33 protein-coding genes and 3 pseudogenes are annotated in these 25,330 nt (G+C 58.5%); 14 read left to right on the forward strand and 22 right to left on the reverse strand.

Features of this window, described 5'->3' with window-relative positions:
- Positions 1-24: 24 nt before the first annotated feature.
- From NKI66_RS30765 to NKI66_RS30780, 4 genes and pseudogenes are all read right to left on the reverse strand, one after another.
- Entirely contained in the window at positions 25-1,047 is a 1,023-nt protein-coding gene (locus NKI66_RS30765; protein WP_352679852.1) for a LacI family DNA-binding transcriptional regulator, read from the reverse strand.
- A gap of 192 nt (positions 1,048-1,239) precedes the next feature.
- Positions 1,240-1,449: pseudogene (locus NKI66_RS30770) on the reverse strand (SOS response-associated peptidase family protein); the annotation flags it as partial.
- Positions 1,448-1,903 carry a hydroxymethylglutaryl-CoA lyase-like TIM-barrel protein gene (locus NKI66_RS30775; protein ID WP_352753844.1) on the reverse strand — a complete coding sequence of 152 codons (456 nt, stop codon included), beginning with the start codon at positions 1,901-1,903 and terminating at the stop codon, positions 1,448-1,450. The pseudogene NKI66_RS30770 and the gene NKI66_RS30775, both read right to left, overlap by 2 nt.
- A 189-nt stretch (positions 1,904-2,092) precedes the next feature.
- Positions 2,093-2,320 carry a hypothetical protein gene (locus tag NKI66_RS30780; RefSeq protein WP_352679858.1) on the reverse strand — a complete coding sequence of 76 codons (228 nt, stop codon included), beginning with the start codon at positions 2,318-2,320 and terminating at the stop codon, positions 2,093-2,095.
- 32 nt (positions 2,321-2,352) lie between these two features.
- On the opposite strand from NKI66_RS30780, the gene NKI66_RS30785 reads away from it, so the two are divergent.
- Complete coding sequence (locus NKI66_RS30785) at positions 2,353-2,508, forward strand: hypothetical protein (protein WP_352679861.1); 156 nt, start codon at positions 2,353-2,355, stop codon at positions 2,506-2,508.
- A gap of 478 nt (positions 2,509-2,986) precedes the next feature.
- Positions 2,987-3,313 carry a GYD domain-containing protein gene (locus tag NKI66_RS30790; RefSeq protein WP_352679864.1) on the forward strand — a complete coding sequence of 109 codons (327 nt, stop codon included), beginning with the start codon at positions 2,987-2,989 and terminating at the stop codon, positions 3,311-3,313.
- Between the two features lie 104 nt (positions 3,314-3,417).
- On the opposite strand, the gene NKI66_RS30795 is transcribed toward NKI66_RS30790, so the two are convergent.
- On the reverse strand, positions 3,418-4,029 hold the full coding sequence (locus NKI66_RS30795) for a class I SAM-dependent methyltransferase (RefSeq protein ID WP_128304605.1): 612 nt from the start codon (positions 4,027-4,029) through the stop codon (positions 3,418-3,420).
- Between the two features lie 128 nt (positions 4,030-4,157).
- Positions 4,158-4,472, reverse strand: a complete 315-nt coding sequence (locus NKI66_RS30800; RefSeq protein WP_027040217.1) for a YMGG-like glycine zipper-containing protein — start codon at positions 4,470-4,472, stop codon at positions 4,158-4,160.
- Between the two features lie 250 nt (positions 4,473-4,722).
- Between NKI66_RS30800 and NKI66_RS30805 the strand changes: the two genes are divergently transcribed.
- Together NKI66_RS30805 and NKI66_RS30810 are read left to right on the forward strand one after the other, a co-directional pair.
- Positions 4,723-6,288: a recombinase family protein gene (locus tag NKI66_RS30805; RefSeq protein ID WP_352753845.1), complete on the forward strand. Its 1,566-nt coding sequence runs from the start codon at positions 4,723-4,725 to the stop codon at positions 6,286-6,288.
- Complete coding sequence (locus NKI66_RS30810) at positions 6,288-7,142, forward strand: plasmid partitioning protein RepB C-terminal domain-containing protein (protein WP_352679870.1); 855 nt, start codon at positions 6,288-6,290, stop codon at positions 7,140-7,142. The genes NKI66_RS30805 and NKI66_RS30810 overlap by 1 nt, the downstream gene beginning before the upstream one ends.
- Before the next feature lie 43 nt (positions 7,143-7,185).
- Here NKI66_RS30810 and NKI66_RS30815 read toward each other — a convergent pair whose 3' ends face one another.
- On the reverse strand, positions 7,186-7,431 hold the full coding sequence (locus tag NKI66_RS30815; protein ID WP_352679873.1) for a hypothetical protein: 246 nt from the start codon (positions 7,429-7,431) through the stop codon (positions 7,186-7,188).
- 259 nt (positions 7,432-7,690) lie between these two features.
- Here NKI66_RS30815 and NKI66_RS30820 point away from each other — a divergent pair, with 259 nt between their 5' ends.
- From NKI66_RS30820 to NKI66_RS30830, 3 genes and pseudogenes are all read left to right on the forward strand, one after another.
- Positions 7,691-8,161 (forward strand): hypothetical protein, encoded by a 471-nt coding sequence (locus NKI66_RS30820; protein ID WP_352679876.1) that lies wholly within the window; start codon positions 7,691-7,693, stop codon positions 8,159-8,161.
- A 17-nt stretch (positions 8,162-8,178) separates the two neighbouring features.
- A pseudogene (locus NKI66_RS30825) lies at positions 8,179-8,448 on the forward strand (SOS response-associated peptidase family protein); the annotation flags it as partial.
- A 50-nt stretch (positions 8,449-8,498) separates the two neighbouring features.
- Positions 8,499-8,876: an SOS response-associated peptidase family protein gene (locus NKI66_RS30830; RefSeq protein WP_352753846.1), complete on the forward strand. Its 378-nt coding sequence runs from the start codon at positions 8,499-8,501 to the stop codon at positions 8,874-8,876.
- Here the strand turns inward: NKI66_RS30830 and ku are convergent, their stop codons facing one another.
- Both ku and NKI66_RS30840 read right to left on the reverse strand, forming a co-directional pair.
- Positions 8,877-9,701, reverse strand: a complete 825-nt coding sequence (gene ku, locus NKI66_RS30835) for a non-homologous end joining protein Ku (protein WP_352753847.1) — start codon at positions 9,699-9,701, stop codon at positions 8,877-8,879.
- 86 nt (positions 9,702-9,787) lie between these two features.
- On the reverse strand, positions 9,788-10,648 hold the full coding sequence (locus tag NKI66_RS30840; protein WP_352753848.1) for an ATP-dependent DNA ligase: 861 nt from the start codon (positions 10,646-10,648) through the stop codon (positions 9,788-9,790).
- 110 nt (positions 10,649-10,758) lie between these two features.
- Here NKI66_RS30840 and NKI66_RS30845 point away from each other — a divergent pair, with 110 nt between their 5' ends.
- Positions 10,759-10,947: a DUF3606 domain-containing protein gene (locus NKI66_RS30845; RefSeq protein ID WP_352679887.1), complete on the forward strand. Its 189-nt coding sequence runs from the start codon at positions 10,759-10,761 to the stop codon at positions 10,945-10,947.
- Entirely contained in the window at positions 10,944-11,147 is a 204-nt protein-coding gene (locus NKI66_RS30850; RefSeq protein ID WP_352679889.1) for a hypothetical protein, read from the forward strand. Before NKI66_RS30845 ends, NKI66_RS30850 begins: the two co-directional genes overlap by 4 nt.
- Here the strand turns inward: NKI66_RS30850 and NKI66_RS30855 are convergent.
- Both NKI66_RS30855 and NKI66_RS32725 read right to left on the reverse strand, forming a co-directional pair.
- Positions 11,123-11,449, reverse strand: coding sequence for a KTSC domain-containing protein (locus NKI66_RS30855; RefSeq protein ID WP_352679891.1), 327 nt, complete (start codon positions 11,447-11,449; stop codon positions 11,123-11,125). The genes NKI66_RS30850 and NKI66_RS30855 overlap by 25 nt on opposite strands.
- A gap of 400 nt (positions 11,450-11,849) precedes the next feature.
- Positions 11,850-12,119, reverse strand: coding sequence for a terminase small subunit (locus NKI66_RS32725; RefSeq protein WP_502900983.1), 270 nt, complete (start codon positions 12,117-12,119; stop codon positions 11,850-11,852).
- Between the two features lie 406 nt (positions 12,120-12,525).
- On the opposite strand from NKI66_RS32725, the gene NKI66_RS30870 reads away from it, so the two are divergent.
- Positions 12,526-12,744: a hypothetical protein gene (locus NKI66_RS30870; protein WP_352753849.1), complete on the forward strand. Its 219-nt coding sequence runs from the start codon at positions 12,526-12,528 to the stop codon at positions 12,742-12,744.
- Positions 12,745-12,782: 38 nt separating this feature from the next.
- Positions 12,783-13,082: a hypothetical protein gene (locus tag NKI66_RS30875; protein ID WP_352753850.1), complete on the forward strand. Its 300-nt coding sequence runs from the start codon at positions 12,783-12,785 to the stop codon at positions 13,080-13,082.
- Positions 13,083-14,265: 1,183 nt separating this feature from the next.
- Here NKI66_RS30875 and NKI66_RS30880 read toward each other — a convergent pair.
- The 8 genes from NKI66_RS30880 to NKI66_RS30915 all read right to left on the reverse strand — a co-directional run bounded on the left by NKI66_RS30880 (position 14,266) and on the right by NKI66_RS30915 (position 20,695).
- Complete coding sequence (locus NKI66_RS30880; protein ID WP_352753851.1) at positions 14,266-14,439, reverse strand: hypothetical protein; 174 nt, start codon at positions 14,437-14,439, stop codon at positions 14,266-14,268.
- A gap of 73 nt (positions 14,440-14,512) precedes the next feature.
- Entirely contained in the window at positions 14,513-14,812 is a 300-nt protein-coding gene (locus NKI66_RS30885; RefSeq protein WP_352753852.1) for a hypothetical protein, read from the reverse strand.
- Positions 14,813-15,528: 716 nt separating this feature from the next.
- The gene (locus tag NKI66_RS30890; protein WP_352753853.1) at positions 15,529-15,816 is read right to left on the reverse strand and encodes a hypothetical protein; all 288 of its coding nucleotides are present in this window, start codon (positions 15,814-15,816) and stop codon (positions 15,529-15,531) included.
- 684 nt (positions 15,817-16,500) lie between these two features.
- On the reverse strand, positions 16,501-16,653 hold the full coding sequence (locus NKI66_RS30895) for a hypothetical protein (RefSeq protein WP_352753854.1): 153 nt from the start codon (positions 16,651-16,653) through the stop codon (positions 16,501-16,503).
- 272 nt (positions 16,654-16,925) lie between these two features.
- Positions 16,926-17,408 (reverse strand): DUF2269 family protein, encoded by a 483-nt coding sequence (locus NKI66_RS30900; protein ID WP_352753855.1) that lies wholly within the window; start codon positions 17,406-17,408, stop codon positions 16,926-16,928.
- Positions 17,408-18,694, reverse strand: coding sequence for an SDR family oxidoreductase (locus tag NKI66_RS30905; protein WP_352753856.1), 1,287 nt, complete (start codon positions 18,692-18,694; stop codon positions 17,408-17,410). Before NKI66_RS30905 ends, NKI66_RS30900 begins: the two co-directional genes overlap by 1 nt.
- A complete protein-coding gene (locus NKI66_RS30910; RefSeq protein ID WP_352753858.1) occupies positions 18,691-20,214 on the reverse strand; it encodes an FAD-dependent oxidoreductase in 1,524 nt (507 codons plus the stop codon). The genes NKI66_RS30905 and NKI66_RS30910 overlap by 4 nt, the downstream gene beginning before the upstream one ends.
- A 139-nt stretch (positions 20,215-20,353) precedes the next feature.
- Positions 20,354-20,695: a hypothetical protein gene (locus tag NKI66_RS30915; protein ID WP_352753859.1), complete on the reverse strand. Its 342-nt coding sequence runs from the start codon at positions 20,693-20,695 to the stop codon at positions 20,354-20,356.
- Between the two features lie 625 nt (positions 20,696-21,320).
- Here NKI66_RS30915 and NKI66_RS30920 point away from each other — a divergent pair.
- The 3 genes and pseudogenes from NKI66_RS30920 (at position 21,321) to NKI66_RS30930 (ending at position 22,114) form a co-directional block, all read left to right on the forward strand.
- Positions 21,321-21,530 (forward strand): hypothetical protein, encoded by a 210-nt coding sequence (locus NKI66_RS30920; RefSeq protein ID WP_352753860.1) that lies wholly within the window; start codon positions 21,321-21,323, stop codon positions 21,528-21,530.
- A gap of 15 nt (positions 21,531-21,545) precedes the next feature.
- The gene (locus tag NKI66_RS30925) at positions 21,546-21,911 is read left to right on the forward strand and encodes a hypothetical protein (RefSeq protein WP_352753861.1); all 366 of its coding nucleotides are present in this window, start codon (positions 21,546-21,548) and stop codon (positions 21,909-21,911) included.
- A pseudogene (locus NKI66_RS30930) lies at positions 21,862-22,114 on the forward strand (hypothetical protein). The gene NKI66_RS30925 and the pseudogene NKI66_RS30930 overlap by 50 nt, the downstream one beginning before the upstream one ends.
- A 37-nt stretch (positions 22,115-22,151) precedes the next feature.
- On the opposite strand, the gene NKI66_RS30935 reads toward NKI66_RS30930, so the two are convergent.
- The 3 genes from NKI66_RS30935 to NKI66_RS30945 all read right to left on the reverse strand — a co-directional run.
- Positions 22,152-22,607 (reverse strand): Ros/MucR family transcriptional regulator, encoded by a 456-nt coding sequence (locus NKI66_RS30935; RefSeq protein ID WP_352753862.1) that lies wholly within the window; start codon positions 22,605-22,607, stop codon positions 22,152-22,154.
- A 1,283-nt stretch (positions 22,608-23,890) separates the two neighbouring features.
- Positions 23,891-24,373, reverse strand: a complete 483-nt coding sequence (locus tag NKI66_RS30940; RefSeq protein ID WP_352753863.1) for a Crp/Fnr family transcriptional regulator — start codon at positions 24,371-24,373, stop codon at positions 23,891-23,893.
- A gap of 603 nt (positions 24,374-24,976) precedes the next feature.
- On the reverse strand, positions 24,977-25,330 hold a 354-nt coding region (locus NKI66_RS30945), incomplete at its 5' end, for a hypothetical protein (RefSeq protein WP_352753864.1).

The following is a 25,330-nucleotide window of genomic DNA, read 5'->3' on the forward strand; positions in this document are numbered from 1 at the left end:
TTTCCGGAAATGAGGAATCGCCGATTAGCGCTTGGTACGCCGGGCAACCGATCCGCGCACGATCAAGCGAGTCTGAAATCGGGTACGCCGCGGTGCAATCTTTTTGCCGGCCAGCCGCTCCAGCAGGTATCTGGCAGCGAGCGGTCCGATCTCTGAGATGGGTTGCGCCACGACCGTTATCTGCGGATCGGTGAAGGTGGCGAGATTGAAGTCATCGAATCCAACCACCGACACATCATGGGGAATCGAGAGCCCCATTGAACGCAGGCCAAGAAGCGCGCCTTGCGTCATGAGGCTGTCAACCGTGAACAGTGCGGTTGGACGATTGCGCCGGCTGAACAGGCGGATCGTGGCTTCGATGGCATGCTCGACGGTCGAGCGCGATATGCCGATGAGCGCTTCATCGATTGCGATCCTATGCGACTGGAGTGAGTTTTGGTAGCCAGCCAGGCGCTCCTGTGCCGTGAAGATGCGTGACTCGTCGCGCAGAAGACCGATCCGGTCGTGACCATTGCTAACGAGATAGTCAACTGCCTCGCGCGCCCCGCCCTCGTTGTCGACGACGACGCTGTCGCATTGCAGATCCTTTACCACGCGGTCGATGAGCACGATCGGTGCGCCTTCGCGTGCCAGTTGCACGATGTGCTCGCTGTCGGTCGCAGACGTTGGGGCAAGGATGAAGCCACGAATGCTGAGCGAGCGCAGGCTCTCAAGCAATTCTTTTTCCTGTTCTACATTCTCCTCGCTGCTGGCGATAAGGAGATTATGGCGGTGCTTGCGCAGTTCCACCTCGATGTCGTGAGCGATTCGGGCGAAGAAAGGGTTCTGTATGTCGCCCGGCACGAAGCCGACGATCGGCAACTGTCCACTGCGCAGCGCCTGGGCAACGAGGTTCGCCCGATAGCCCAGTCTTTCCGCCGCCGCCAACACGCGCAGCGCCGTCTCGTCACCAACGTAGCCATAGCTGTTGAGCGCCCGAGCAGCTGTCGCGCGCGATACGTTGGCTGCGGCAGCCACGTCTTTGAGAGTGATCCCCTTCTGCGTCACGGCTCATCCTCTTGCGACCTGCACATTGCGTCAGATCACCATCCCGGCTCGTATTGGCTGGCATCTTTGTGCGGCATATCGGCTGATTCGCAAACTGCGAACATAGCAGGCGCGATTTCTTGCGATCCTGTTCGACGCCTCGCATCTCTTCAATCCGTGTTGACGAGTGACGGGTTGGCGCAAGAGCCGCAGTCAGTCGCTGCCCTGTCGTACGGTCTCTACCGCCAACGACCCGGCCGGCAGGGCCTGCAAAAGCTCTGTCTCGGATTTGGTGAGGTAAATCCATGCGGCCTAGTCCTCAGGGCGAAGCACCACAATCTGGCGATTGTGGATGGGCGCCACGTCAGGCCCGGGTTCCGTCGTCAGCATGGCGAAGGTGGGTGGCTTGTTGCCTTGGCCGTCATCGCTCGCTGATGAACATAGCCTCGAGCATGGTTTCGGTGTCGGCCAGCAATTCGCGGTTTATGCAGGTGGCGATCCCTTTCGACGCAAAGTGCGCGACCAGCGCGCCGCTGCCAAGATTGCCGGCGGCACCGGGTGCGTAGGGGCATCCGCCAAGGCCGCCCGCCGCGGAATCGAAGATCCTGAGCCCGAGATCCCAGGCGACATCGACATTGGCCAGCGCCATACCACCGGTATCGTGGAAATGGCCGGCGAGCAGCCCAGGCGCCGCCTCTTCGAGCGCGGCCAGAACCATCGCATGCACACGTTCGGGCGTCGCCTTGCCGATGGTGTCGGCGACGGCGATTTCCACGCAGCCGAGATCGCGCAGACGCGCGACGACTTTCGCGACCGCGCCGGGGTCGATCGGGCCTTCATAGGGACAGTCGACGGCACAAGAGACATAGCCACGCACCGGCAGCGCATGCTCGGCCGCCAGCGCGTGGCGTTCCTTCGCGGGAATCAGGTGACGTTGAACATCACCAGCCTGCCATGACCGCCCTCTCTCAGCGAATTTGCTGAACTCTCAGCACACTACCTCAGCGAGCCGATTGCCGCTTGTCGGCAATAAAGGTGGGAGGGTTGAAATCAGCCGTTCAGCAGATCAGCGGTCTATCCGCTCGCATTCATCAAGTAGGCCACCAAGCTCCAGGCAGAGATCGACGCGGCCGAGGCTGTTGGCCTTGTCAATCCCCATGCGTCGGTTGTAAGCCGACACGGTGTCCTTCAATTGGGACACCCGACCGGCCTTGTGACCGCTGGAATAGGCGAAACCCGCGATGCAAACACTTGCGGTGATTGCAAGAGCGGCAGTCTTGGAGTTCATTGGCATTCTCGCCTTCGAATCGACTTGGGGAGCGATCAATGGAAGACAGTTTGACTGAAATAGCGGCGCGGCTCCAGATGCACTGGAAGGCTTGGGCTCCCGCAATCGGCCTTGGCGTTGCCGCCGCCATCGGCATGATTTGGACCGTTTATCTGCCGATAGTTGGGCTTCGCCATCTGCTCGGGTACAATTAGACCCTATCCTCTATGGTCCAAAATTCTCAGCCTAACTAATGGCTTTCCTAGCACGCCACCCACCACAACGTCGCGCCATGCTGTCTGTGTGGCGAGCCCTTCCACCGCCGCAACGCCGTTGGGTGATCGAGCACAAGCGTGCCCTTGGCTTGTAAGGCCCGGACGTGAACACCAACTACGTCCTAGCTAATTTAGCTTGCGGCGAGTTCAAGACCCAAACGCAGGACTTGCCGAGGATGAGGAAGGCCAAGCGTCAGCAGGCCCGGCACGAAGGCACAAAAAAAGCCGGCGCGATGTTTTCAGACCCCGGCCGGCGTGTCGTTCGATTGGAAGGCTCGGCGGTACATCCAAATCTGAAACTCGCGGGGGCCTGGCTGCGAATAGCCGGGACGTTGCGCTTCCATTAGCTTGAGCGCATATTTCGTCGGCCGGCGAGCCTACCCGTAAGCTGGTCAAGCGGCGACTTTGGAGGTGAACCATGCCCATGTATCTCTCCCGATTCAGCTATACGCCCGAGACATGGGCGCGCTTGATCCAAAACCCCGAGGATCGACGCGAGGCGGCCCGTTCTTACATCGAGTCAGTGGGCGGAAAGTTGCATGGGTTCTGGTATGCCTTCGGAGGGCGCGATGGCTGGAACCTGTGGGAGGCGCCAGATAACGTGTCGATGGCGTCCGTCGCGCTTGCCATCGGTGCGGGGGGAGCGCTCAGCTCGTACGAGACCACCGTCCTCCTAAGCGTCGAAGAGACAATAGAAGCCCTTGGGAAGGCGAAGTCCATCCGCTATCGCCCGCCGGCATCGTAGAGGGCGTCCCAGAGTCTCGCCAGCGCGCGTTGCGCAACCCCGCCGTTTGTCGACCTCCTTTGCCAGATCCAAGGCTCTTAGCTTTGTCCTTGGCGGTCAGCCTCTCACGCCTTCTTCGCAAACGCCCAGACCATCAGCGGGTATTCCTCGTCATTGCTCAAATCCCGCCACAGGCCGTAGGCGCGGACGGGGCCGCCGATATGGGCCCTGGCGCAGGCCTTGTTGCCCCAGCCGTGGACCTTGACGTTGGCTTCCGCGAAGCCGCCCTCGACCATAAGCTGCTTGAGACCGGCGGGGGTCCATCTGTTGTAGTCGTGCGGCCTGGCGTGAACGCGAAACAGGAAAGGTGTCGCCACCATCGCCCAGCCGCCGGGCCTCGTCATGGCGTGGATGTTTTCCACCGCCGCGTGCGGCCGCCGCACATGTTCCAGCACCTGATCGGCGATGACGATCGAATATTGCTCGTCGGTGCGATCCCTGCAGATGTCGAAGGCCGGAAAATCGACCGAGCGGTAATTGGGGCACATCGCCCGCCAGTAGCGGTTCCAGCCGGGCGAGATCTCGATCACGTCGGAAGCCTTGCGGTTGCCGGCTTCGAGAAAGAGCGTGAATGCCTCGATCTGGCGGATGCGCAGCCAGTTGCGGGAATCGTAACCGATGAGCCGTTTCACGGCGCGTTTGCTTTGGCTTTTCAGGGCGGCAAGGCTTGTCGTCACATCGACCTCCTCCCAAACCCGCCGCGAGGAACAGTCTAGCCCAAGCAAGTGGGCAAAAAATGACATGGTTGCGCCGCTCCCCAGAGCGGCGCTGGCTGAGTTAAGACGCTGGGTTCAGCGATACCTGCTTAGTAATCGCCGTTGTAATAACGGTCGTCGCAGGGGGCAGTGTAGATGCGGCCGCGGCGGTCCTGATAGCGGCACATCTGTTCGCCACGACGCTGCGGAGTGGTGGAGCTGCCGACAACCGCGCCCAGCAAGGCGCCCGCGCCCGCACCGATGAGCGTGCTTTCTGTGTTGCCGCCGATGGCCTGGCCGACGAGAGCGCCGCCGGCGCCGCCGATCAGCGCGCCGGTTCCGGCCCGCTGCTGGCCTTCGGTCTGCGCGCAGCCTGCCAGTGCTGCGGTCATCAGCACGGCGGCGATGGCTTTGTGAAAGTTCATGTGCGGTCTCCCTTGAAGGCCTGAAATCCCTACGGCTGGCCACGTGCGATCGCATTGCGGCGGAACGGGGGCGGGAGGTCTCACGATGTAAGACATGGTTTCTCGCTCGTTGAACGATAAGGTTTTTCAATCCGGAAATAAGGCTGAGTCCCGGAGCAGCCATTCGACATAAACTGTCTGCAAATTGGTAACCAAACGGCAGGGCAGTCTCAGTAAACTGTCGCAGAAACTTCGTGCCGGCGCGATAACGATGGGCAAAGATCCAGGCGTTCCCAAGGCTTCCTCGTTCAAGCCAAGAATCCGCGCGGCGCAGTATGTCCGGAGGTCGACCGACCTCCAGACTTATTCCATGGAGAACCAGAAGGACGCGATCAGCGACTACGCTGATATTATGGGTTACGACATTGTCGCCACGTACGAAGACGCGGGCAAAAGCGGTCTAAAGATTGGCGGCCGCCCTGGGCTGCAACGCCTGCTGGCCGACATTGAAGCAAGACTCGGGAATTTTGAAACCGTCATTGTCTACGACGTGAGCCGATGGGGCCGGTTTCAGAACATCGATGAAAGTGCCTCCTACGAATACCGATGCCAGATTGCAGGTGTACGAATCGAATATTGCGCCGAGCAATTCGTAAACGACGGCAGCATCGGGTCCGATGTGCTGAAGGCAATCAAGCGGAGCATGGCGGCAGATTATAGCAGGGTGCTCTCACAGAAGGTTTTCGTTGGACAATGCCGATTGGTGAGAATGGGTTTTTGGCAAGGGGGCATTCCTGGCCTTGGCCTAAGGCGATTGCAGCTTGATAAAGCGGGCCAACCAAAAGGCATCCTTGCTCGCTACGAATACAAAAACCTGCAGACGGATCGGATCGTCCTCGTGCCCGGACCGCCCGAGGAAATCGCCGTTGTAAGGTTGATATTTGATCAGTTCGTGAGAGCCCGCAAAACACAGCTCGAGATAGCAAGGCTCCTCAACAAGCGTGGAATTGTCACGGATCTCAACAGGGCCTGGACGCGGGAATCGGTGAATCACATCATCGGCTGCGAGAAATATATCGGCCACAATGTTTGGAACCGGCGGTCGGCAAAACTCAAGCTGAAATGGGTTTTCAATCCGCCGTCCCAATGGGTGCGCGCAGACAACGCTTTCGACGCCATTGTTGACCCAAAGCTCTTCAGCCGAGCCCAAGCCATAGTGAGAGCCCAATCTGTGCTCATGAGCAGGGAGCAGATGCTGGCGGCCCTATCCAAGCTTCTTGAAAGGCGCGGGAAGTTAACCCGTTCAATCATCGACGCGGCGCCGGAATGCCCGCCCGCCGCCCGATACACGGCGCGCTTTGGCGATCTACTACGAACCTATGCCATGATTAATCACAATCCGCGACGGGACTTCACGTGGTTCGAGACCAACAAACACCTTCGAGCGATACGGGCGGGGATCATCAGGAATCTGCTGACTGCAATTGAAAATGTGGGCGGACATGCTGTGCATGATGAAGAAAACGACCTTATCCGTATTAACGGAGAGATGACGGTCGCTATGGCAACCTCCCGCTGCCAAGCCACTTGTTGTGGCTATCCTCGATGGGTGACAGGAACTGAGCGAAAACCTGAGCCCGACGTTTCCGTTTTAATACGGATGAATCCCGACAATCAGACAATCAGAGACTACCTAATCGCCGCCACAAGCGAAATGAAATACCTGACGGCGGGTTTGACAGCAAATAATGGGGCAAAGCTCGACGCGTTTCTTTTTACGTCGCTCGGGCCACTTGTCGCATTGGCTGAGCGTACCGCAATCCGGGAGTTGTGCTAATGGTTTCGGCCTTGGGTAATCAAACACTGAAAAGCAGCCGAGGAAGGCACGTCAAGTTGGCGGGTGGAAAGCCAGACGAGCCGGTCGCTGCTTTCACCACTCCGCTTTTCCTCAAAACATACAAAGCTGAATGCAAGAGGAAGCGCGCCTTCATTCGTGAGGGCGACCTGATGCGACGTAGGATGGGTAGGGTCGCCAAAATTCTTCGACCCCTGCTGGCAGACGAACAAATGCGCGACCTGCTTGTTGCGCAAAATCTCGCAACATTGCCACGAACGCTGGCCGCCAGAATTCTGCATGAGACGTACGATCTGGCGACTTTCGGGGTTGATGATCGGACGCCGACAAGTGGCGTCGGCAGAGGCGGAGGAGAGCTTATAGGGGGCATTGTTCCCGAAGTAATTGAACTGTTCCAGGATTGTTATCTGCCGCCCAAAATCTTTGGCGTGCTGCGAAAGCTAGCTCCCACTCGGCAGCTTGAAGTCACCAAACTTATGATCGCCATGAACAGGGTAACCTATAACTACGCGAAGATGGCCGTCGCCCTGAGTTCACAATCGCAGTTGGCCGATTCATCGAATCCCGGATGGAAATTTGCCCGCCTCACCGATGCGCAATTGGCGGCGTTGAAAACCGAATTCGAAGATCTTAGCAAACGCGTTCGAAATACAATGAAGCACTACGGAGTTTTGGCCCTAGAGCACATTTCGACAGGGAGGTATCTTAACCATCTGCTGGAAAACGTGCGCGTCGTCCGATTCCTCGCGCAGAAATTCCCCGAGACCCTTTCTGAAATTCAGAAATTTACAGAGCTGAGATCGGGGGATTTCAGCACATCGTATGCCCGCAATTGACATAGAAAATTTCGCGGGCGGCCAGATGTTAGCCGGGTTTTTCTCATCCTCTGAAGCGCTCGGTGTACCAAATCATTTTGCCGTCGACCTTCATCGGCTTGTGAATCATCAAGCGCTTAGGCAAGTGCTCCGGATGCACCTCCATGAGGGTAATTTTGATCTGCGGTTTGCATCGACTGCAATCGAACTTCAGCGTCTGCGGATCGACGCCGCCTCCGTAGACCATCATTAAGTCGGCCGACCGGCAGTAGCGGACATTGCCGCAACTGCACTCTGCTTTCACCAGCATATTGTGCCGGGTCGCTTTGCCTAGCGTGTCGATCGGATCATGCGCTATAGCTGATAAAAGAGGAACATATTCCTCTCAGGTCAAGAGCCCTTGTCTCTTTTGTTCTCATTTTGTTCACTGATGGCAGGACAGACACAGGAGGCAGATATGGACCTGCTTTTGACAATTCCGGGCGCATCGCCCGAATGCGCGCGGCATCGCTGCGGCGCAGGCGGTGCTGGACCGGGCGGGCATCACAGCTATTGAGGCGGCAGATGGAATGTTTGCGCTTGAAGGTTCGGACGATGCCAGTTTCCCTGACGAGGGTGAGCCAACAGTGGAAGAGGACGAAGCAGCGAGCGCCTGGATGGAAGCGTCGCGGGCAGCCTTAGAGGCATGTTGCGCTGACTGGCCCGCCGAAAAGCGTCCGGTTGCAGCCGATCTGCAATTGTTGTTGGACCCGGCAACACAATTGGCCGACCGGCCAACGGCATTGGCCATGCTCCGCGCTCTGACTGCCGCGCAAGAGGGCAACGGCGAATTCATGAATTCGCAAATCGGCATACTGGCGGACAGGTTGGCTGTCGATGTGGACAATCCGAGCGCTCTAATTGCGGCGGTGACGGTTGCCTTTACCAGGCTGGAGCTTGCGGGATTTCGTCCAGGCGAGCCGATCGAGCCCAAGCGCCAAGCCGTCTATGATGCGGTCGACGCCCTTGAAGCTGCGACCGAGATGTCCACATCGCATTGAGGCAACAGGGGCAACGCATGTGCGGCCGCTATACCAGATACTTGACCTGGTCCGAAATCCACCAGCTATACCGCCTGACGGCGCCGGCTGAGACCGGCCGCAATGACGCCCCTCGCTATAACATCGCACCGACGGAGGAAGTCCCCTTCGTCACCGTAGGCGAGGACGGCAATCACAAGCTCCGCGAAGGCCGCTGGTGGCTCGTGCCGTTCTGGGCGAAAGAGATGCCCAAGGCGGCGATGTTCAACGCCAGGATTGAAGGCGTCGATGCAGCCCCGGCATTCCGTGACGCATTCAAGTCGAAGCGCTGTCTGATTCCTGCGGATGGCTTCTACGAATGGACCACGCTGGCCGACGGCAAGAAGGCAAGAAGGACCCTTGGCATATCTATCTGCCCGGACACGCGCCGTTCTCGTTTGCCGGCCTGTGGGCCTACAATTCGAACCTCGACATCACCAGTTGCACCATCATCACCGAGCCGGCCGGCGAGCCGATGAAGAACTTGCACGATCGACAGCCGATCATTCTCGATCAAGGCTATTACGACGCGTGGCTGGATCCGACGACACCCAAGGGCTACCTGAAAGATATCCTAAGCCACGACCTCGACGGCCAACTGCAGTTCAATCGCGTCGGTCGCGACGTCAACTCGACGCTAATCAACAAGCAGCCCAATGACCATCCCGCCTTGGTCGGGCCTATCAATCCTCTCTAACTATGCTGACTTGCGGCCCTTCGCCTTTGGCCGGTCTTGGTTGATGCCCTCGTTGGCGAGGCTCTTTCGAAGAACCGAGGCCAGGTCGACCACGTTCTCTTTGGGTTTCGGCGCCGGTTTCGGAGGCTTTTTGCCTTTGCGCTTGGCGTCGATCATGGCAATCAACGCATCCTCGTAGGTGTCCTCGAATTTCGAAGGATCGAACGTCGTCACCTTCTTGTCGATAAGAAGCCCAGCGATTTCGAGCAAATCCGCATCGTATTTCGGGCTTTTCACATCGTCGAAGACGGTGTCTTCCGACGTCATCGCATTGTGGGTGCGCAACTCGGTCAGCAGCATCCCTTTTTCAAGCGGCTGTATCAACACTTCCCGCCCGCGCTGATAGAGTACGACGCAGGAGCGTGCCGCGACGCGCTTCTTCGCCATCGCATCGCGCAGGACGGCAAAGGCCTCCAGAGAGGCGCCATCTGCCGGGATCAAGTAGTATGGCTTTTCCAGATAACGTGTGTCGATCTCGGCAATAGGAACGAAGGAATCGACGTCAAGTGTATGCTGCGACGTCAGTTTCAGTTTCTTGATCTCGTCCGGCTCGACGTGGATGAAATCATCCTTGTCCGCTTCATAGCCTTTAATCTGATCCTCGGCTTCGACAACATCGCCGGTCTCTTCATCGACATAAGCGCTCTTGACGGGTAAACCGTCTTTGCGGTTCAAAATCTTGAAGTGGATCTTGGAGGCCTCGCTTGTGGCACCAACTATCTTCACCCCGCATGACACGGAACCGACCCTCAGAAAGCCCTTCCAGACCGCGCGTGGCGCCACCATGCCCCTTCTCCTAGACGTGCCGATGTTCCGCACAACGCAAGGCACACGGTTCTGTTCCGCTGGGGGAGCCCTCGTCGCCAGCGTTGTCATTCCTCACGATAGTCCAGCAGCTTCGCGTGGCGTAGTTGCTCCTCACCTTTCAGGAACTCCACGCGGCCGACAAGACCCGGCTTCAGCCATTCCGCCTTGTCTCTCTTCAGGCCTTTCGGCACTGGTCCGCCGATTTTGCCCTGCACGCGGTCCCAGAGGCGCCTGCGTTTGTCGAACTTAAGATTGACGTTGGCGGTGCCGACATAGCGGCCCTTGTCGGCCATGAGAACTCTTGCCGCCTGCCCCGGATCACGCTGGACCCCGATGATGTTCATCTCCTTTTCATCGTAGCACTTGATCTTGCGCCAGTTCATCGTCGGGCCGCTGCGATAAAGACTGTCCCGACGCTTCGAGACGATGCCTTCCTGTCCAGTCTGGTCCGCGACGTAGTAAACGGCGTCACCCGTGCCGGGCATCGCCTCGCTGAATTGGATGCGGCCGCCGGCCTCGATCATGCCCTGCAGGATCTCGCGCCGGTCTTCGAGCGGCATGCTGCGCAGGTCGTGTCCGTTTAGGTGCAGCAAATCGAAGGCGACGAGATAATAGTCCTGATAGGTCTCGCGGCTGCTGACCGCCGACTGCAGGGCATGGAAATCGGAGCGTCCAGCCTCATCAACCACGATGGCTTCACCCTCGATGATGAAATCGTCGGCCTCGGTCGCCGCAGCTTGGTCGGCAAGAACCTGGTACCGTTCGGTCCAGTCGTACCCTCTCCTCGTCAGCAGGCGGATGCCGCCTTCATCCTTGATGAGCTGCGTGCGGTAGCCGTCGAACTTTATTTCGTGAATCCAGTCGTCACCCTCTGGTGGGTTATCGACAAGCTCCGGCTCCATCGGCTTGATGAACTTCAACCGCATGAACTGACCCCACCCGCGATTCAATCAGCTTTAGCTAAAATAGTTCCAAGAAGAATGAACAATGCGGCCAGGTGCGCGTTGCGGATCGACAACCTCTAGGAGGAACACCAATGGGAGACGACAAGAGCAAGCGTGATTTCCACGACCGCGACCGGGTATCAGGCGACCAAGAATATGAGGTCGGTTATCTCGCCAGCAAGTTTCAGCTTACGATCCCCGAGGTGCGTGAACTTATAAAAAAATACGGCAATGACCGGGAGACGCTGGAACGAGAAGCAAAAGCGCTGGGCAGTAGATGACCAAGCTGTCAGACCTTGGCCCGCCGATCCTTGGCGAGCAGCACGGCGGCGAGCCTGCCGACGAACGGGAGAATTTTATGATTTGCCCGGTATGCGGCCAGCGGCTCGACATGCGTGACTTCCGCCAGATCGCTTGGCACGATCAGCCCCAACACGAGCCGTTGGAACTGGAGCTCTATGTCACGAGCCGGAATGGGTAGCGATTGCGGACGTGGTCGTTGAAATATCGGCCCTTGGCAAAGGCAGCTTTGAACGCGGTGAAGGTCTCAACCGGTACGTCCAAGAACTCGTAGTGCTTCCCGCTGGCTACAAACCAGACTGAGAGAACCATGTTGTTCGGGTCATAGTCGAACTTGCGTATCGAGGTCGACGGCATGGCGTCCAACGAATGGCGGAGGCCTTGGTTGCATTTCCGCGCTCTTGCCGCGGCAAGCGCCACGGAAAGCAGCCTATTTATAGGGCCGCCTTTCCCCTCCGGCGGAGTGTTCGGTTCACCATTCATTTACGATTAGCGCAGTCTCATATGCGGACATGCTAGGTAGCTCGTACATGCCATAAGCCCCGGTGCCGCGACCCAGCGCTGGGGCTTTTTGTTCCCTGGATGAGGCCCGCCGGGCGCCGCTGCCGCGAACCGCGAGCCGACTCGACCCATCTTGTCCGTGGGCGAAGGGCGTGGACAAGTATCGATACGACAACATGTCTGATCGGTAGCGCACGCGGCGTGGTGCGCAGCGGGCACGTGCGCGCTTGCTGCAAGCGTTCCTAAGCGGCTTGTCTTCGTGACGGTGGCTGCGGCAGCCGCCTTGGTAGCGCAGTTCGCAGTGCAGCACAGCGAAGGCGCCCCTGACCTCCATGTTTCTAACTGGATCGCGCCGAGGCCGGAGGTGATCACCGGTGTCGCTTCAATCATTGACGGCGACACGATCGAAATTCATGGCCAGCGCATTCGCTTCAATGGCATCGATGCTCCCGAGTCGGCGCAGCAGTGCGATGACGCTGCTTGCCTGGCTGCGAGGGCGGCGGCAACCAACATTCCCTAACAGACGCGGATCCTGCACATCTGCGGTCAATTCACTGTAACCGGCCCGGATTGCCGCCTGCGTGGCGTTCAGGTCGATCATCAATTCGTCAACGAAGCGCGCTTGCTTCGGGGTCAACTCGTTTGCGGGCATGGATGGTCTCCCCGGTCTGAGCGGGTGCGGAAATTTGGTTTGTTTCGAACATTGCTAGCGGCGGCCGCTAAGGTTGTTTTTTACTGTTGCACCTGTGGAGGAGTGCGGCGGTGGACCACCAACCAAAGAACAGTGTTTCGATTGAGCAATTAGACGGGCAGTGGGCGGTTCAGATCGTCTAGGACGGCGCGATCACGCAGCAGCTTTTCGAGACCGAGGAATTCGCGAGGAATTTCGCAGCCGGTCAATGGCAAAGGCTCGACCCGAAGCCTGTTCCCCACCGAGCCGGCAATGCCTTTAGATTGCTAAGCTTCAAAATTACTCAATTCGCAGATGCTGCACCGGGGCCGGAACTTTGATGCAATAGCGAAGTTCGGGAGGAGATATTTTCGCAGCAGGCACGCAGATGAACGGGATCGTAAACGACATCCTGGCCGAGGTGGCGGAGATACTCCCTTCGCTGTCACCGGACGAAAAAGATTCGCTGCCGAAACTGCCAGTCCACGCACCCAACTTTCCCAACGACCTGGAACCGGTGATTCGAGCGGAGACGCCACACCCGGAGCAGAAAGCAGAAACCGTCGACCGTCAGTGCGACGGGAAGCCGCCTCAAGGTGAAGCCTAATGTCGGGCGACGGGCGGAACCGAGTTCGGGAAGGCGCGTTGCTCACCAGCGCCACTTCACGGAAGGCCGGAGCAATGGCGGACAACCTATCTCGCAGGCAAGAACAACGCGGCACGCGAAGACTCATGGCGTGGGGCGTGGCGGTTATCGCCCTTATTTTTCTCGGCCTGATGGCATTCTTTGTACTTACGCCTTTATCGAACGGCTCTTGGCAGATGGCACCGTTCAAGCGTGCTCCTGAGCAAAACCAGGGCGGTAGTGCGCCAGCGGACACGTCACCCAGCCCAGGCGTGAAAAAAGACCCTCAGGAAAATACTGAAATGCCCGAGCAGCAGTAGTGGGGGTGGCAACACTCCGCACCAGCTGGAAAACGTTTTCCGGGGCTGCCGGGCGATTTTAACAAAGAACCCGCCTGACTGGGCGGGCTCCCGGCGCATCTCCGAGCATGAATGTGCCGTGAGCAACACGTAGGGGAATACCACAATAGGAACAAGCCAAGAACCCGTTAGGTTTTGCGATCCAATTGCCGAGCATCGATCGCTATGATCGAACTCGCCGCTTTATCCTCAGCCAAACCGATGAGGCAATCGATCTCGAGCATCGCCTCGATAGGGCCTCGACGACTTATCGACCAGCGTAAGGGTGTGGAGCGGGTCTCTGAGTTGATCGTGGCCTCCTTTATCCGAGCGACCTCGCCCTTTGCCAACGCGTATTTGAACAAGTTCCGATCGAGGGCGGCTTTGAACTAAACAGTCTTGCGGCCGAGGACCTCGCAGCTTAGGTGTTCCTTCGCTTTCACAACGGCACAGTCGATGACACCGCGCCTCTTGGAGCAGCAAGGAAGAGCCTAATAACGGTGGGATCTTCGACAACCCGTATAACGCCGCAGACCTTGCCGAGAAGTATGATTGACGTTGAAGAGCGCTGCCGTCATCTTGGCATCCAACGGGCCGTGAGGGCGTGCGATGCGGCGACAGCAGCATTTGTTGCGGCAGTTGCAGTGAGAATGAAGCAGTGGATACGAGAGCCTACGGCAGGTCAGTCTCGTGGGCGGCAACCCGGTTCAAAGCCTCCGTTACTCATTGATTGCCCGCTGCGGGGTAGACCCGGCTGCAACATCGCAACTAGAAGGACGGTCTTCAGATCCTCAGTTGGCGGGCCTACCTGCGAGTCTCCGCAGGCGCTAATTTTTCGTAAGGCTGGAACCTGTTCGTGAAATCGAAGTTTGGTTTGCAGCTTGGCTTCCGGGCCAGGTCTCAAAGCAAAAGGCCCGTCGCTGTTTCAGTGTCCCTCAGCGGCGGGCCTACTTCGTCAGCCGCTCGACCGTCTCGACGATGGCTTTTGCCAGAGATTCTTACGCCACTTACCGGCAAGCAGCATGGCAATTTCACAGGCGCATTGTGTAGGGATTATCGGGCAGCAGCCGACACGATCAAGCAGCCGAAGCATTGAGTTGAGTGACCGTGCCGACCAATGTCGGATAGAGGTCGTCAGCCGCCGCGCCCCAATAGGCGGCGGACTCTAATGGCGCTCCTTCAAAAATCGGGCTTCACGAAGCAGCGAATTCCAGTCTGTTCCGATAAGCTTGATCAGATCGCGCGCGTCCGGCTCTGAAATGCCGACTTCTTCAGACAAACGTCGGACAAGCAGTTGCTGAGTGTCTTTGTCCACACGTCCATCGCCATCCTTTTTCATTGGCTCCTCCTTTGAACCAACTCCCGGAATGCGCTTTCGATCACGGAAGGAAAAAGCCTGCCGTCCCGGCAGGTCAGCAGCCTTCCGTGGTCTTTTTCATCTGACCAGGAGCAGCCGAGTTAGCATCGGTGTCCTGTTGACCTGGGGCGGCCTGCTTGGCGCTGCCAGTTTGTTGACCCGGAGCGCAGTCCTTGGCGGAGTTCGAGTTCGTTCCACTCGTGGTGGTCGAATCCGTCCCCTGATCGGTCGTAGTGCTCGGCATGGTCTTGGTTGCCGAGGTCGACGATCCGCCTGTGGTCGTGTCGGTCGATTGCGCAAATGCGAGGCCAGTTGACAGTGCCATAATGGCTGAAGCGAAAAGAACCTGTTTCATGATCAACTCCATATCGGTTCCCTTCGGCACCGAACTTCGCTGCGAAACGACGGTTCCAAGAAAATGCGCAATCGCATACCCGCAGCCCATCGCGCGCAATGGCGACGGGCTCGTAGTCATGCTTCGGTATTGTACTCGAGGTCGATTGCCTCTTCAGAGTTAGCCATAAACCACCTCGGGAACATCACGGTCTGCGTTTGTGCGAGCATCGCCCGGAAAGATTCTTGCCAGCCTTTGCTTAGCGCCGGGATGCGCGTGACTGGCTTACTGTGATGCGAGCACGCCAACTCAGCTGGGAACAGCGATATGAGGCTCTCCCATTGAAGAAAGCACATTTGCAAGGTGGTCTCTTCGCGCAACTCCACGAGAGGCCGGCGCCTACGCGATCCCAGGGCCTAATCGAGCCTGTGGCACTCTGGTGACCGTGGTCGGGCCGACCGACGCACGGCCGCCAATGGCGGTCGACTTCGTCGCGGTCGACTTCCGATCGTGCTGAACTGAGGGAGATCGCCAGCGGACGGACGACTGGGGACGACATCGGCAACACCTCCATGTCGACGATGCCGTGTCCGCCTTCACCGACGAGCGCGGAAGACGATCAACCGCGTTCGTCCGTGTGCGACACGCGCCGAGCGGTGCGCGCGGCCGGCCGGCGCTATTCAGATCGGCTGCCGCAGGTCGATTGACATGAGGAGCGCCAAGGACCGTATCTAATTTTATGTTCTCTTCACGATTCTGGGTTTGGTCATTCGCCGGGATTGAGCCGCGCTCTCGACGGCCAAGGTCAGCCGCTTCTCGTCTTCGACGGCGCGGTCGACTGCCTCAATTTGCTCTTGGAGCGCCTTCAGCTCGGCTCCGTAGCTGGAGCCGTCGCTATCCCCAATTTGAAAGCCACTTGCCCGCATCGCGTCGCGAGTATGGTGCACATTACGAATTCCTTCGCGTCGAGTCGCGACCAGAATTTCCCTAAACTCATCAAGACGTTCAACGTGACTGCGAGTCATTGCGTTCTCCTAATTCGTCGTTATCGTCGCCGACGGCCATTCAAGAACGGTGGAACCTCACGGCGCAGAAGGCTCAAGTGACTACATGGGATGCCCTCGACAAAGCATTAGTGCGGAAGTTCAAATTTGAACGGCTTGCAATAACGTGTGGAGCGAGCACAGCTTCATTAGACATCGGTACATATTATTGCCGACGCTTGATACAACGAGGTTCGCTTCGGCATCACCTACAATTCTAGTCCTCGAAGCCCATACATAGCGTCTCACAAACCGCGACGGAGCACTGGAATAACACGCCCGATCGATGAGATCGGGTTGGATTTTCGACATCTGATCGATCGCCGACAAGTACACCAATGTACCGTCTGAATTAGCGAAGCGCGGCGCACCCTTGCCGCAATCGGCATGTTCACAGAATTGGTTTGGATCCGCGCCTGCTCGTCAGGCGCCGGCGTCATGCCTTCCGCAAACCTTAGCGGTTCGTCGGATTGGTCGGCCCGACCAAGGCCTGGGTCGATGGAAAGCTTGTTGACAACCGTCGCGTTGACCTCCCGGCCGACACGATTGAACTGCAATTGACCCTTCATATTATGGCTGAGGATGTCCTTCCTTCGGCGTCGTCGGGCCACCCAAGCATCATAGTTAGCCTGATCGAGAATGACCGCTCGCCGATCGGGCAGGTTCTCATCGGCTCTCCGCTGGCTCGATGACAATAGTGCAACTGGTGATGTCGAGATTGGATTTGTGGGCCACAGGCTGGCAGATGGAACGGCGCATGGCCGGCAGGTAGATGTTGCCAATGGTCTTCCTTGCCATCGGCCGGGCGAGATATTCCATTCAGAAGCCGTCGGCCATAATCAGACAGCGCCTGGACTGGAACGCGTCGCGAAACGCCGGTTCGGCATTGAAATCGCCGCCTTGGGTATCTCCTTCGCCCAGAAGGAACCAGCGGCCCTCGCATTCTTGGTGGTTGCTGTCCTCGCCAGCCGGGGCGAAGGGCACTGGCGCCGCGGAGGCGCAAGGTAATGCCTCGATCGTGATGGCTCGGTTTGGTTTTTCCTAGTCACGGGAACAGACGCCGCAGGGCGGCGTTTAGCGAGCCACGACGGCTAAAAGGCCAGCCACTCGATCGGCGGGCGCGCAATCATCAGCCAGAAGATGGCGAGCACAGCCGCAAAGGCTGGAAAGCCGAAGGCGAACCAGAGCCTGAACAACTGATTGTAACGCTCAGGCGGGGGTTGGTTGGACGCCGCGGCCAATATGGCGAGATTGCGCATCTTGATCTGCATCCACACCACAGGCAGCCAGAACAGGCCGGTGGCAATGTAGAGCAGGATCGAAAGAACGATCCATCCTTCAGCAAGCGAATAGCCCGCGTACTGGGCGAGAGCGATTCCGGTCACAGGTTGCGCAATAACGGCCGTAGCCGTGAACAGAAAGTCGGCGAGGACGACGATGCGGGCGACAGCCGCGATGGTCGCGGCATTTCCGGTTCGGTGTGCCAGAAGCATGAAGAAGGCGATGCCGGCGCCAGTTCCCAACAGCACAGCCGCACCGATGACATGCAGGTATTTTAGCACGAAATAGATCATCAGCGTTCCTCCAGCACCGCCAGAGCGACAAAATGCAGAACCAGGATCGGCAGGATTTTCATCAGCGGGCCGAGCGGCTCGTTCCAGAGCTCCGGTCGCAGAATGCTCCCAGCGATCGCATAGAAAAGCGACAGCGCGATTGCGCCGAAGAGACCAAGCCGGCCGGTCGGGCGCCAGGCGATCAGCGCACCGACGATCATGTCGGCCAGCGCGCCGGCGACGACAGCCGGCCCGGCCAGCGCGCCGACCGCGGTGTCGATGAGCAACTCAACTCCGCTGCGCCAGCCGGTGGTGAGGGAAATAACGCCGGTCATGATCCAGAAGAAGGGTAGCACAACGAAGATGGCAGGCTTAACAACGTAGAGACCAGCGAACCATCGTTCCTGCACCGTGGCAGGGTTAAGGCTGAGTGCGGTTGCAAGACTTGACGGTTGAATGCCGGTCTCCGCTATCCACGGCTGGGGATCACCGACCGCGCCCCGCTCGATCTCCTTTGCGGCATTGCTGCGCATCGGCGGACGCCAGCCGAGCTGAGCCGCCGCATCCCCAGCCCGGTATAGGATTGCTGCGGCCCAATTGGGCAGGATGAATTCCCGGGCGCTGTTCCATCCGAACCAGTGGCGGTAGCAGGCAACGACCTTGTTCATGGAAAGGGCTTCAGGCCCAGCCAGCTCCAGAGCGAGGCGCGATGGGCTGTCGGGCCTAAGAAAGAAGAGAACGGTGGAGATCACGTCGTCGAGCTGTACGACCTGAAGACGACCCGTGTCGGGCATCACAGGCAACAGTGGCAAAGCAGCGAGACCACGAAAAAGCGCGCTTGCGCCGAACGCCGGCCTCCCCAGCACAACCGAGGGGCGCAGGATCACCCAGTTGAGATCGCGCGCCATCAATGCCTCATCGCCAGCAAGCTTGCTGGCGGAGAAAGCGGACGGCTGCTGGCGATCGACGCCGATAGCCGAGAAGTGGATGACCTTTTTCACATTTGCCTGTTCACACGCGGCAAAGAGTGCCGAGGCGCCGCCTGTATGGACGTGCTGGGTATTCTCGCGAACGCTGTCCTGCAGAACGCCGGCGCAGTTCACAACGGCATCGGCATCGGCAAGATGAGGGATCCAGTCCTGCGTCCGCAGCGCATTAGCCATGTCGAGCAAGATGGGAGTAGGCCCGGTGAACGGGGCAACACTGGGGCGATGGAGCACACGAACGACGTCATGTCCCCCGGCCGCCAGCCGCGCGCAAAGCGCGGCCCCGATTAAACCCGACGCGCCGGTGACGAGAACTCTCATTTAGCGTGCCCGGCATTCGGCGACGCTCGCGGCTCGAGCGGTCTCGTCGCGAGGCCGGAAAGAACCTCACCCGCTTCATCGAAGCGAGATCCATGGCATGAGCAGTCCCACGTCCGGCCGACCGGATTCCATCCAACAACGCAGCCGAGATGGGTGCAAATCGCGGAGCGGGCGGTTACCGTACCGTCGTGCGCCTTCCTGATAGCCAGTTGCTCTCCGTCGTGCTCGATCACCCCCCCTTCTCCGGGGCGGATCTTGCTGATTTCCATAGTTCTTGAACCCAGGAGCCGTTCGGCCACCAAATGAGTAGCCGTCTTGACGTTCTCGGATATGAACGTCGGGCCGCCTGCGAGCGGCTTGATACGAGTCGCGTCGAAGATCTCCGCCGCAGGATGGGATTTGCCGAGAAGCTGCGACGCGAGGATCTCTCCTGCAACGGCACCTTGTGTGATGCCCCATGCGTCGAAACCGGTAGCAACAAGAAGGTCTGGTTTGGAAGAACTCGCCAAGCCGACAAAGGCCATTCCATCCATTGATCGGAAATCTTCGTTTATCCAAAGGTGCGACGGTTGGTTGATAGCGAACGTTGCCTCGAGGAAGGCCAGCATGTCGGCGACGGCGCGATCCGCAGCCTCGCGGTCTCCGGTCTTGAATTCGCCGCCGGCGGCGACAAGAAAGCGCTTGCCGTCACGGTTCGTCGTGCGAAAGGAATGAGACGGCCTGCCGGCACTGATGAACATGCCGTCCACTCTTGCTTGTTCCGGCAGTGGCGCTGCCGCGACCGGATGCGCGAATGGAAAAGCCTTGGCAAAGAAGAGTCCGTCTCCGATGATGGGCATCTGCGTGGCGACGACGACCTTACCGGCGGTCACAATGCCGCCAGCCAGAGTCAACTGATAAGGCCCCTCGCCTGCAATCTCAAGAACGCGGCTGTTTTCGAAAACGGAGATGGTGCTCTCGCTCACCAGACGGGCCAGCCTGCAAAGATAAAGATACGGATCGAACTGGTACTGGCCGGAAAAGCGGAGCGCCGCGGTCGCCGTAACGGGCAGCTCCGGATCGGACAGGAATTCGGCGGGCAATCCAAGCGATGCGGCGGCGTCGGCCTCACGGCGTAACGTGTCCGCCTGTTGTTCGTCTTCAGCATAGATGAAGGCAGGTTTGGCTTCCAGCTTGGCCTTATCCACCATAAGCAAGCACTGTGCAGCGATCTCCTCCTTGGCCTTTTCATTCGCGTCCGCGTAAAGCTTCGCGCCTTCGCGGCCGAAATTGCGAATGAGGGAAGCGAATTTGAGCCCATGCTGGGATGTGACCTTGGCGGTGGAGCGGCCGGTGGCCTGCTGGCCGATCTGACGTGCCTCGAGGAGCGCTACCCTCAGACCCGAGCCCCGCAGCAGACAGGCAGTCTGCAGTCCCACGATACCCGCGCCGACGATCGCGACTTCGAAGTTGTGATCGCCCTGCAAGGCACGAAATGAAACCTCCGGCTCTCGATCTAGCCAAAACGGGATCGACTTCATCGGTCAGGCCCTCTCTCTCGCCTTTCCAAGACTGACTGTTTGGCGTCCACAGGCCTGCCGAACGCCTCCGATTCCGCGGCTTCCAGTTCGCTGAGCGATTTCGCGAGCACGATACCCCACACCATGTGCACGGCGATCATCAGCAGATTCCTCTCTGCAGGATGGCGCCATGCGGGGGCAAGAATTCGCGCTGCAGGAATCCAACCCACACACCGAGGCCATAGAGTGTGCCGCTGCCGCGACGGCGTGGCAAAAGCGCGAACGCTGCACCGCTCATCGCGCCGAAGCCGAAGTGGGCCAACAGAGTATTCGTTCGCGCCTGCCTTTCATCGCCCCCGATGTTCAGGCGCTCAACAATTTCACGGGGCGGCAATGGGTAGCGACTCGTGTCGTTCAGCACCCCATGGAACCGCCTCATGGCGCTGGTCATCGCCATCGTCGCCGCAAGGCCGGCCAGAGCTCCCAACATCATATGTCGCACAGCATTCTCCTGACGCGATCCTGCCCAACGGGGTTGCGGGTTGATTGTTCCTTGAGGTGTATCTCGATCGCATCGCAAGGTTGCTGCACGTCATCGAAGCGACGAGCAGGGCCTCAAGGCTGATGGTCAACGAAATGATCGTCAACACGTTTCCGAGCCGGACTGACAACCAAATCCACGCTCTTGTCGGCGCCCAAGGCAGGCCGCTCAGGCCAGGCGAGCGACATCGCCTCCGCAGCGGACTTGGCAAAGGGGTTAGGCTCAATGCTGCTCGCCGACGGGGGCTACGATGCCGAAGCATTGCTAGGGCCAGTATTCCTCGCCCCAACTGTAGCCCAGATAGGAACTCCATCCACGCCCAGCCAATTCGACCTTGACAATTATGTTCCGTTTTTGTTCACTGTGCGCACAATCTTTTGGAGCGATCTCATGGACCACGTTGTGACGCTCACAGCCGCCAGGAAGCTGCTTTGCAGGCAATCCCTGACAAGTTCGTTGCTCAGCATAAGGGCGACCCTGTGAAGGCGTTCAAAGAAATGATTGTCCTCAATTGCCATCTGCAAGAACAGCTTGACCCGCCCTCTCCGCACCGCGCCGGGCAAGTCGCTAGATCTAGGAGACCGAAATGGCCGCAATGCATCTGGACGCCGACGCCGAAGCCGAATTGCACTCGAAAGCGGAGGAGCTCATCGCTCGCTACGAAAGCCCGCTTGAGGCCGTGAAGGCGCTCATGGCCTACACCTGCGAGCTTGAGACCCAAATCCTCGCTCTCGCCAACAGGTACCCTGGCTTCGTGGCGATCAGCTACGATCCCACGCCGCCTGTGCTGGCATGACTTAGGCGGCTCTCGATGCACGACCTTATCGCTTTCATTGGCAATAACGCCGAACTGGTCATCGCCCAGCCGACAGCCTTCGCCACATTCGCCGTGCTGTTCGGAGGCGGTGGATTTGCAGTTGGGCGCTATTTCTTAGCAGAGCGCATCGCCAATCTGGAAAGCCGAATTGCCAGACGAGATGACGAAATCGTTGAGCTGAGAGCTAAACAGGCACGGCCAGAGCGGGAGGCATCGATGATACCGATCATAGGCACGTCTGAGTTTGTTCCCAGCGAGCCGGTCACGTCACGCCAGCCGGTGGCCCAGCGAAGGGAGAGCCTCAGACAGCTTGCTGCCGCAACAGAAGGCCCCGAGACTCATCGTCGTCACAGCATTTGACCGCGATGAGAGCGGCGACCTTCAGCTCGTCTTTGGGCCAGCCGAGCAGCAGACCGAGGACCGCGCCATAAGGACCGCGAGGGGGCTGGCGGGTAAACACGCTGGCGTCACTGCGTGGTCGCGCGATGCCAATCCTTCGCTTGGCGAATATGGGGAGCCCACAACCCTCTTTGTGGGCGGGCGACGTGCCAGATATGGAATGACCACCGTTGCCGCAAGAAGAGTGTATACGGACCGCCGCTAGGCCTTGGCCTTCTGCCTTGTTGGCGCTTTCTTTGCTCGCGTTTTCGCAACTGCCTTGCGGCCAAGACCGGAAGACTTGGCGAGCTCCGACCGTTGAGCCGCGTAGCTCGGCGCCACCATCGGATAGTCTCGTGCGAGGCCCCATTTGGCTCTGTATTCGTCGGGTGTTATTCCCAGCAAACCAAGGTGGCGCTTCATAGACTTGAACTTGCGTCCGTCCTCTAGGCTGACGATGTAATCGGGAAAAACCGACTTCTTTGGATTAACTGCCGGAACAAGCGCGGGCGGCGGCGCTACCACCGGCTGACTCAATTGCGACAAGGCAGAATTCACACTGGCGATCAATTCGGGGAGAACGGCCGCCGGGATCGCGTTCTTCTGAACATACGCCGCCACTATGTCGGCAGTGAGCTGCAACAACTGGACCTGCTGAGCTTCAGCGTCATTCTGCATGGTTGAAGGCTTTCCCATCTGATGTGCCTCTGTCTCTATTAAGGAGGTGCACAAAGTGCAACGGCCCGCGGATCATGGTGGGTCTCTCACGCGAAGAACCTTGTCTAAATTCTAAGCTTGGAGGGCACCTCGCCTTGCTAAATAGCCCCGTATTCGGCTGTAGTGCTATCCCGGATGCGTTTGGAGGCGCCGCTCGAACTTTCTGCAGAGTCGAGTACACGACTATCATAGTTAATTGTGGCTGCCGGTGACCTCGCGTAATCAAAAGCTCACGGTAGCTTTTCCACGGAGGACGGTATGTTATATCCAGGTCGGTTTTTGGAGCCGAGCGATATTATGGTGCTTGCCCATGTTTGTAGGACGGTCTGTAAAGAGCGCGGTGTACGTGTCGCTTCGCAGGACGGAGAGCGCATAGCTACACACGTACTCAGACTGTTTATGAACGGCTTGACTGGAGAGAATGAACTGCTCGATGCTGAGCGGAATTGGGCTCGACAGAGTGACCTGTCGTCCCAGGAGCTTCCCGTCAACGACGCAGAAATGAGAGATGCCGCCTGATCAAGTTTGATTGGTCCGCCGAAGACCCCCCTCACCTGCGATTTGCCGGGTGATCGACAACAAAACTTACCTTTGAGTTTTTGTGGAGCCGTCTCAGCGGGCTAGGAACCGAAATGGTTCTTGCCGTGAAGAGTGCGATCTCGACGGCTGTTTTGGCTGGCCGGGCACCACAGATCAACAGGACGGATTTGGTCATGAAAGGAAGCCGACCGGGTATTTCGCTGTTGGATTTCGACATACTCTCTCGGACCCTTACGTCACCCATAAGGGACAGCCCGGAGTGCGATTGGAAAGTCCAGGCGCACGAGCTTTTGCGCCTATACACCGGCAAAAAGTCAGCCGACGAGAATTTGGTCGCAGCCTTGCTTCATGCCAGTGGCGCCCAGTTCGATTTTGGAAGCATCCAATCCCAGTGGCCGGCAAGTTTGACTGAATACCTGCGCAGCTCGACGTGCTCTCTCACCGAGTTCGAGGGTCCAGATTCATAAATGGGATGTTACGGCTGGGCAGAATCTTGCGATCCGGACTCCAGGCAGTTTGCACTGAGGACAGTTACCGATGTTTTCCTTCAACCGGACTCGTCGGAATGCATGCAAGCGCCGGGTACGTCATTCGTATTGAAATTTTTGTGCACTGCGCGCCGAGTAGCCAAGCAAGCAGATCGACCCCAAGGGCCGCCGAAAAACTCTTCACCGCGGCAATCTGAAGATTCCCCCCTGCAGCAATCAGTGCATCGACAAGGACTCCACCCTTCGCTTGGTCCTTGCTGAGTGCAGGTAATCGTGACGGAACTCAGCAAGAATGGCCAGTCCTTCCCAATCATGGATGGTCAATTGGCCATTCACGAGCGAAGTAAGCTGCTTTTCTCGAAGAGCCTTGAGTGTCCGGTTGATGTGGACAGCTGACAGCCCTGTGGCCTCCCCAAGGTCAGCTTGCGTCACAGCAAAAGCGCAGCTTTGATCGAACGCGAGGCCGGCGTCGTCCATAGGCAGCATGATCTCACAGAGAAGATGGGCCACTCGGCCAAGTGCTTGGCGCTTCCCTACATTGACCACCCATTCGCGAAAGATCGATGCATCAACCAGTGTCGTTCGCCAAAGATTTGCCGCCAGCCTAGGGTAGCGTTCGCAGAGCAGCCGGATAGCCGAGTGATCTATGAAGCCAACACTGCAAGCGCTCACCGTTCGAACGTCGCTATGCTCCGACACTCATGCGTGTGCTCCGCATTGGTCTACGGTCCGCCGGCTCCAAGGGGCGCGCGTTGGAACGTCGACGAGGAGGTGTTTCCCCCATCCCCATGCTTTGTGGGAAGGCTGCATCACGGCCGTTAATATATCTTTTATCGCTAATATAAGGACATTCCGCGTCAGCAGCGTTGGCAAAGCCCGCCACCGTGAGGCAGCGGGCCGTCGCCGGGCTGCCTGTGCAACAAAGGTCGTCGATCCGCGTTGAGGCTTGGTCTCAGTGGAGCTTCGACAATGGACCCGGCAACCGCAGCAGTATTGCTTTTACTCTCTTGCAGCCCAGGCCAGGCTGTCTGCAAGCCCATTGATGCCGCGCCGACCACATATGCGTCGTTGGACGCGTGTCGGGCATCTCTGAAAGACAGGCTCGCAGGTGCGCCAAACGGGGAAATCGTCGGACGATGCCATCCTGTCGACGAGACTGTCACCGGTTCATTGCCCGCCGGGTACACCACCGTTGTTGTCACGCGGGGCGTTGGGAGCAAAGCCATCAGCAATAGCTACATCGTTCAACACAAGGAATAGAAACGCCCGCCACCGTGAGGCAGCGGGCCAAATGCGACAGCTTCAGGCTGCACCGCCTTCCGAAGCCTTGACCGCGTCTTCCAATGCTTCTTCCGGCAGGAACGACCAGAGCAGCGCATCAACGTCCTCGGGCTGGACGTCGCCGTATTTGCCAGTGGCGAACTCTTTCAAGAACTCGGCCTTAGTGCGGAGTTCCTCCATGGTGGTGCAACGATAGACGCACACGGCGTTCAGGGCTTGCGAAGTGCAACGGTCGACTGCTTGCCGAGATCCGGCGCCACCTTGGCGAGCGTCGTAAGCGATGTCGCGACGGCACCTTTCGGTGATCGGCGTGAAGGACGATGTTCGGAGCCTTTGAGGGCTTCGACACATGACGATTTCAGAGCTTACGCTTAA

The organism is Mesorhizobium sp. M0518 (assembly GCF_040321125.1).
Lineage (GTDB): Bacteria > Pseudomonadota > Alphaproteobacteria > Rhizobiales > Rhizobiaceae > Mesorhizobium.

Coding starts and splice junctions, on each gene's coding strand:
- NKI66_RS30780 (WP_352679858.1), bottom strand. CDS start 2,320: ATGCCAATGAACTCCAAGACTGCCGCTCTTGCAATCACCGCAAGTGTT.
- NKI66_RS30785 (WP_352679861.1), top strand. CDS start 2,353: ATGGAAGACAGTTTGACTGAAATAGCGGCGCGGCTCCAGATGCACTGG.
- NKI66_RS30790 (WP_352679864.1), top strand. CDS start 2,987: ATGCCCATGTATCTCTCCCGATTCAGCTATACGCCCGAGACATGGGCG.
- NKI66_RS30800 (WP_027040217.1), bottom strand. CDS start 4,472: ATGAACTTTCACAAAGCCATCGCCGCCGTGCTGATGACCGCAGCACTG.
- NKI66_RS30805 (WP_352753845.1), top strand. CDS start 4,723: ATGGGCAAAGATCCAGGCGTTCCCAAGGCTTCCTCGTTCAAGCCAAGA.
- NKI66_RS30810 (WP_352679870.1), top strand. CDS start 6,288: ATGGTTTCGGCCTTGGGTAATCAAACACTGAAAAGCAGCCGAGGAAGG.
- NKI66_RS30815 (WP_352679873.1), bottom strand. CDS start 7,431: ATGCTGGTGAAAGCAGAGTGCAGTTGCGGCAATGTCCGCTACTGCCGG.
- NKI66_RS30820 (WP_352679876.1), top strand. CDS start 7,691: ATGTTTGCGCTTGAAGGTTCGGACGATGCCAGTTTCCCTGACGAGGGT.
- NKI66_RS30830 (WP_352753846.1), top strand. CDS start 8,499: ATGGACCACGCTGGCCGACGGCAAGAAGGCAAGAAGGACCCTTGGCAT.
- ku (WP_352753847.1), bottom strand. CDS start 9,701: ATGGTGGCGCCACGCGCGGTCTGGAAGGGCTTTCTGAGGGTCGGTTCC.
- NKI66_RS30840 (WP_352753848.1), bottom strand. CDS start 10,648: ATGCGGTTGAAGTTCATCAAGCCGATGGAGCCGGAGCTTGTCGATAAC.
- NKI66_RS30845 (WP_352679887.1), top strand. CDS start 10,759: ATGGGAGACGACAAGAGCAAGCGTGATTTCCACGACCGCGACCGGGTA.
- NKI66_RS30850 (WP_352679889.1), top strand. CDS start 10,944: ATGACCAAGCTGTCAGACCTTGGCCCGCCGATCCTTGGCGAGCAGCAC.
- NKI66_RS30855 (WP_352679891.1), bottom strand. CDS start 11,449: ATGAATGGTGAACCGAACACTCCGCCGGAGGGGAAAGGCGGCCCTATA.
- NKI66_RS32725 (WP_502900983.1), bottom strand. CDS start 12,119: ATGCCCGCAAACGAGTTGACCCCGAAGCAAGCGCGCTTCGTTGACGAA.
- NKI66_RS30870 (WP_352753849.1), top strand. CDS start 12,526: ATGAACGGGATCGTAAACGACATCCTGGCCGAGGTGGCGGAGATACTC.
- NKI66_RS30880 (WP_352753851.1), bottom strand. CDS start 14,439: ATGAAAAAGGATGGCGATGGACGTGTGGACAAAGACACTCAGCAACTG.
- NKI66_RS30885 (WP_352753852.1), bottom strand. CDS start 14,812: ATGAAACAGGTTCTTTTCGCTTCAGCCATTATGGCACTGTCAACTGGC.
- NKI66_RS30890 (WP_352753853.1), bottom strand. CDS start 15,816: ATGACTCGCAGTCACGTTGAACGTCTTGATGAGTTTAGGGAAATTCTG.
- NKI66_RS30895 (WP_352753854.1), bottom strand. CDS start 16,653: ATGGAATATCTCGCCCGGCCGATGGCAAGGAAGACCATTGGCAACATC.
- NKI66_RS30900 (WP_352753855.1), bottom strand. CDS start 17,408: ATGATCTATTTCGTGCTAAAATACCTGCATGTCATCGGTGCGGCTGTG.
- NKI66_RS30905 (WP_352753856.1), bottom strand. CDS start 18,694: ATGAGAGTTCTCGTCACCGGCGCGTCGGGTTTAATCGGGGCCGCGCTT.
- NKI66_RS30910 (WP_352753858.1), bottom strand. CDS start 20,214: ATGAAGTCGATCCCGTTTTGGCTAGATCGAGAGCCGGAGGTTTCATTT.
- NKI66_RS30920 (WP_352753860.1), top strand. CDS start 21,321: ATGGCCGCAATGCATCTGGACGCCGACGCCGAAGCCGAATTGCACTCG.
- NKI66_RS30925 (WP_352753861.1), top strand. CDS start 21,546: ATGCACGACCTTATCGCTTTCATTGGCAATAACGCCGAACTGGTCATC.
- NKI66_RS30935 (WP_352753862.1), bottom strand. CDS start 22,607: ATGCAGAATGACGCTGAAGCTCAGCAGGTCCAGTTGTTGCAGCTCACT.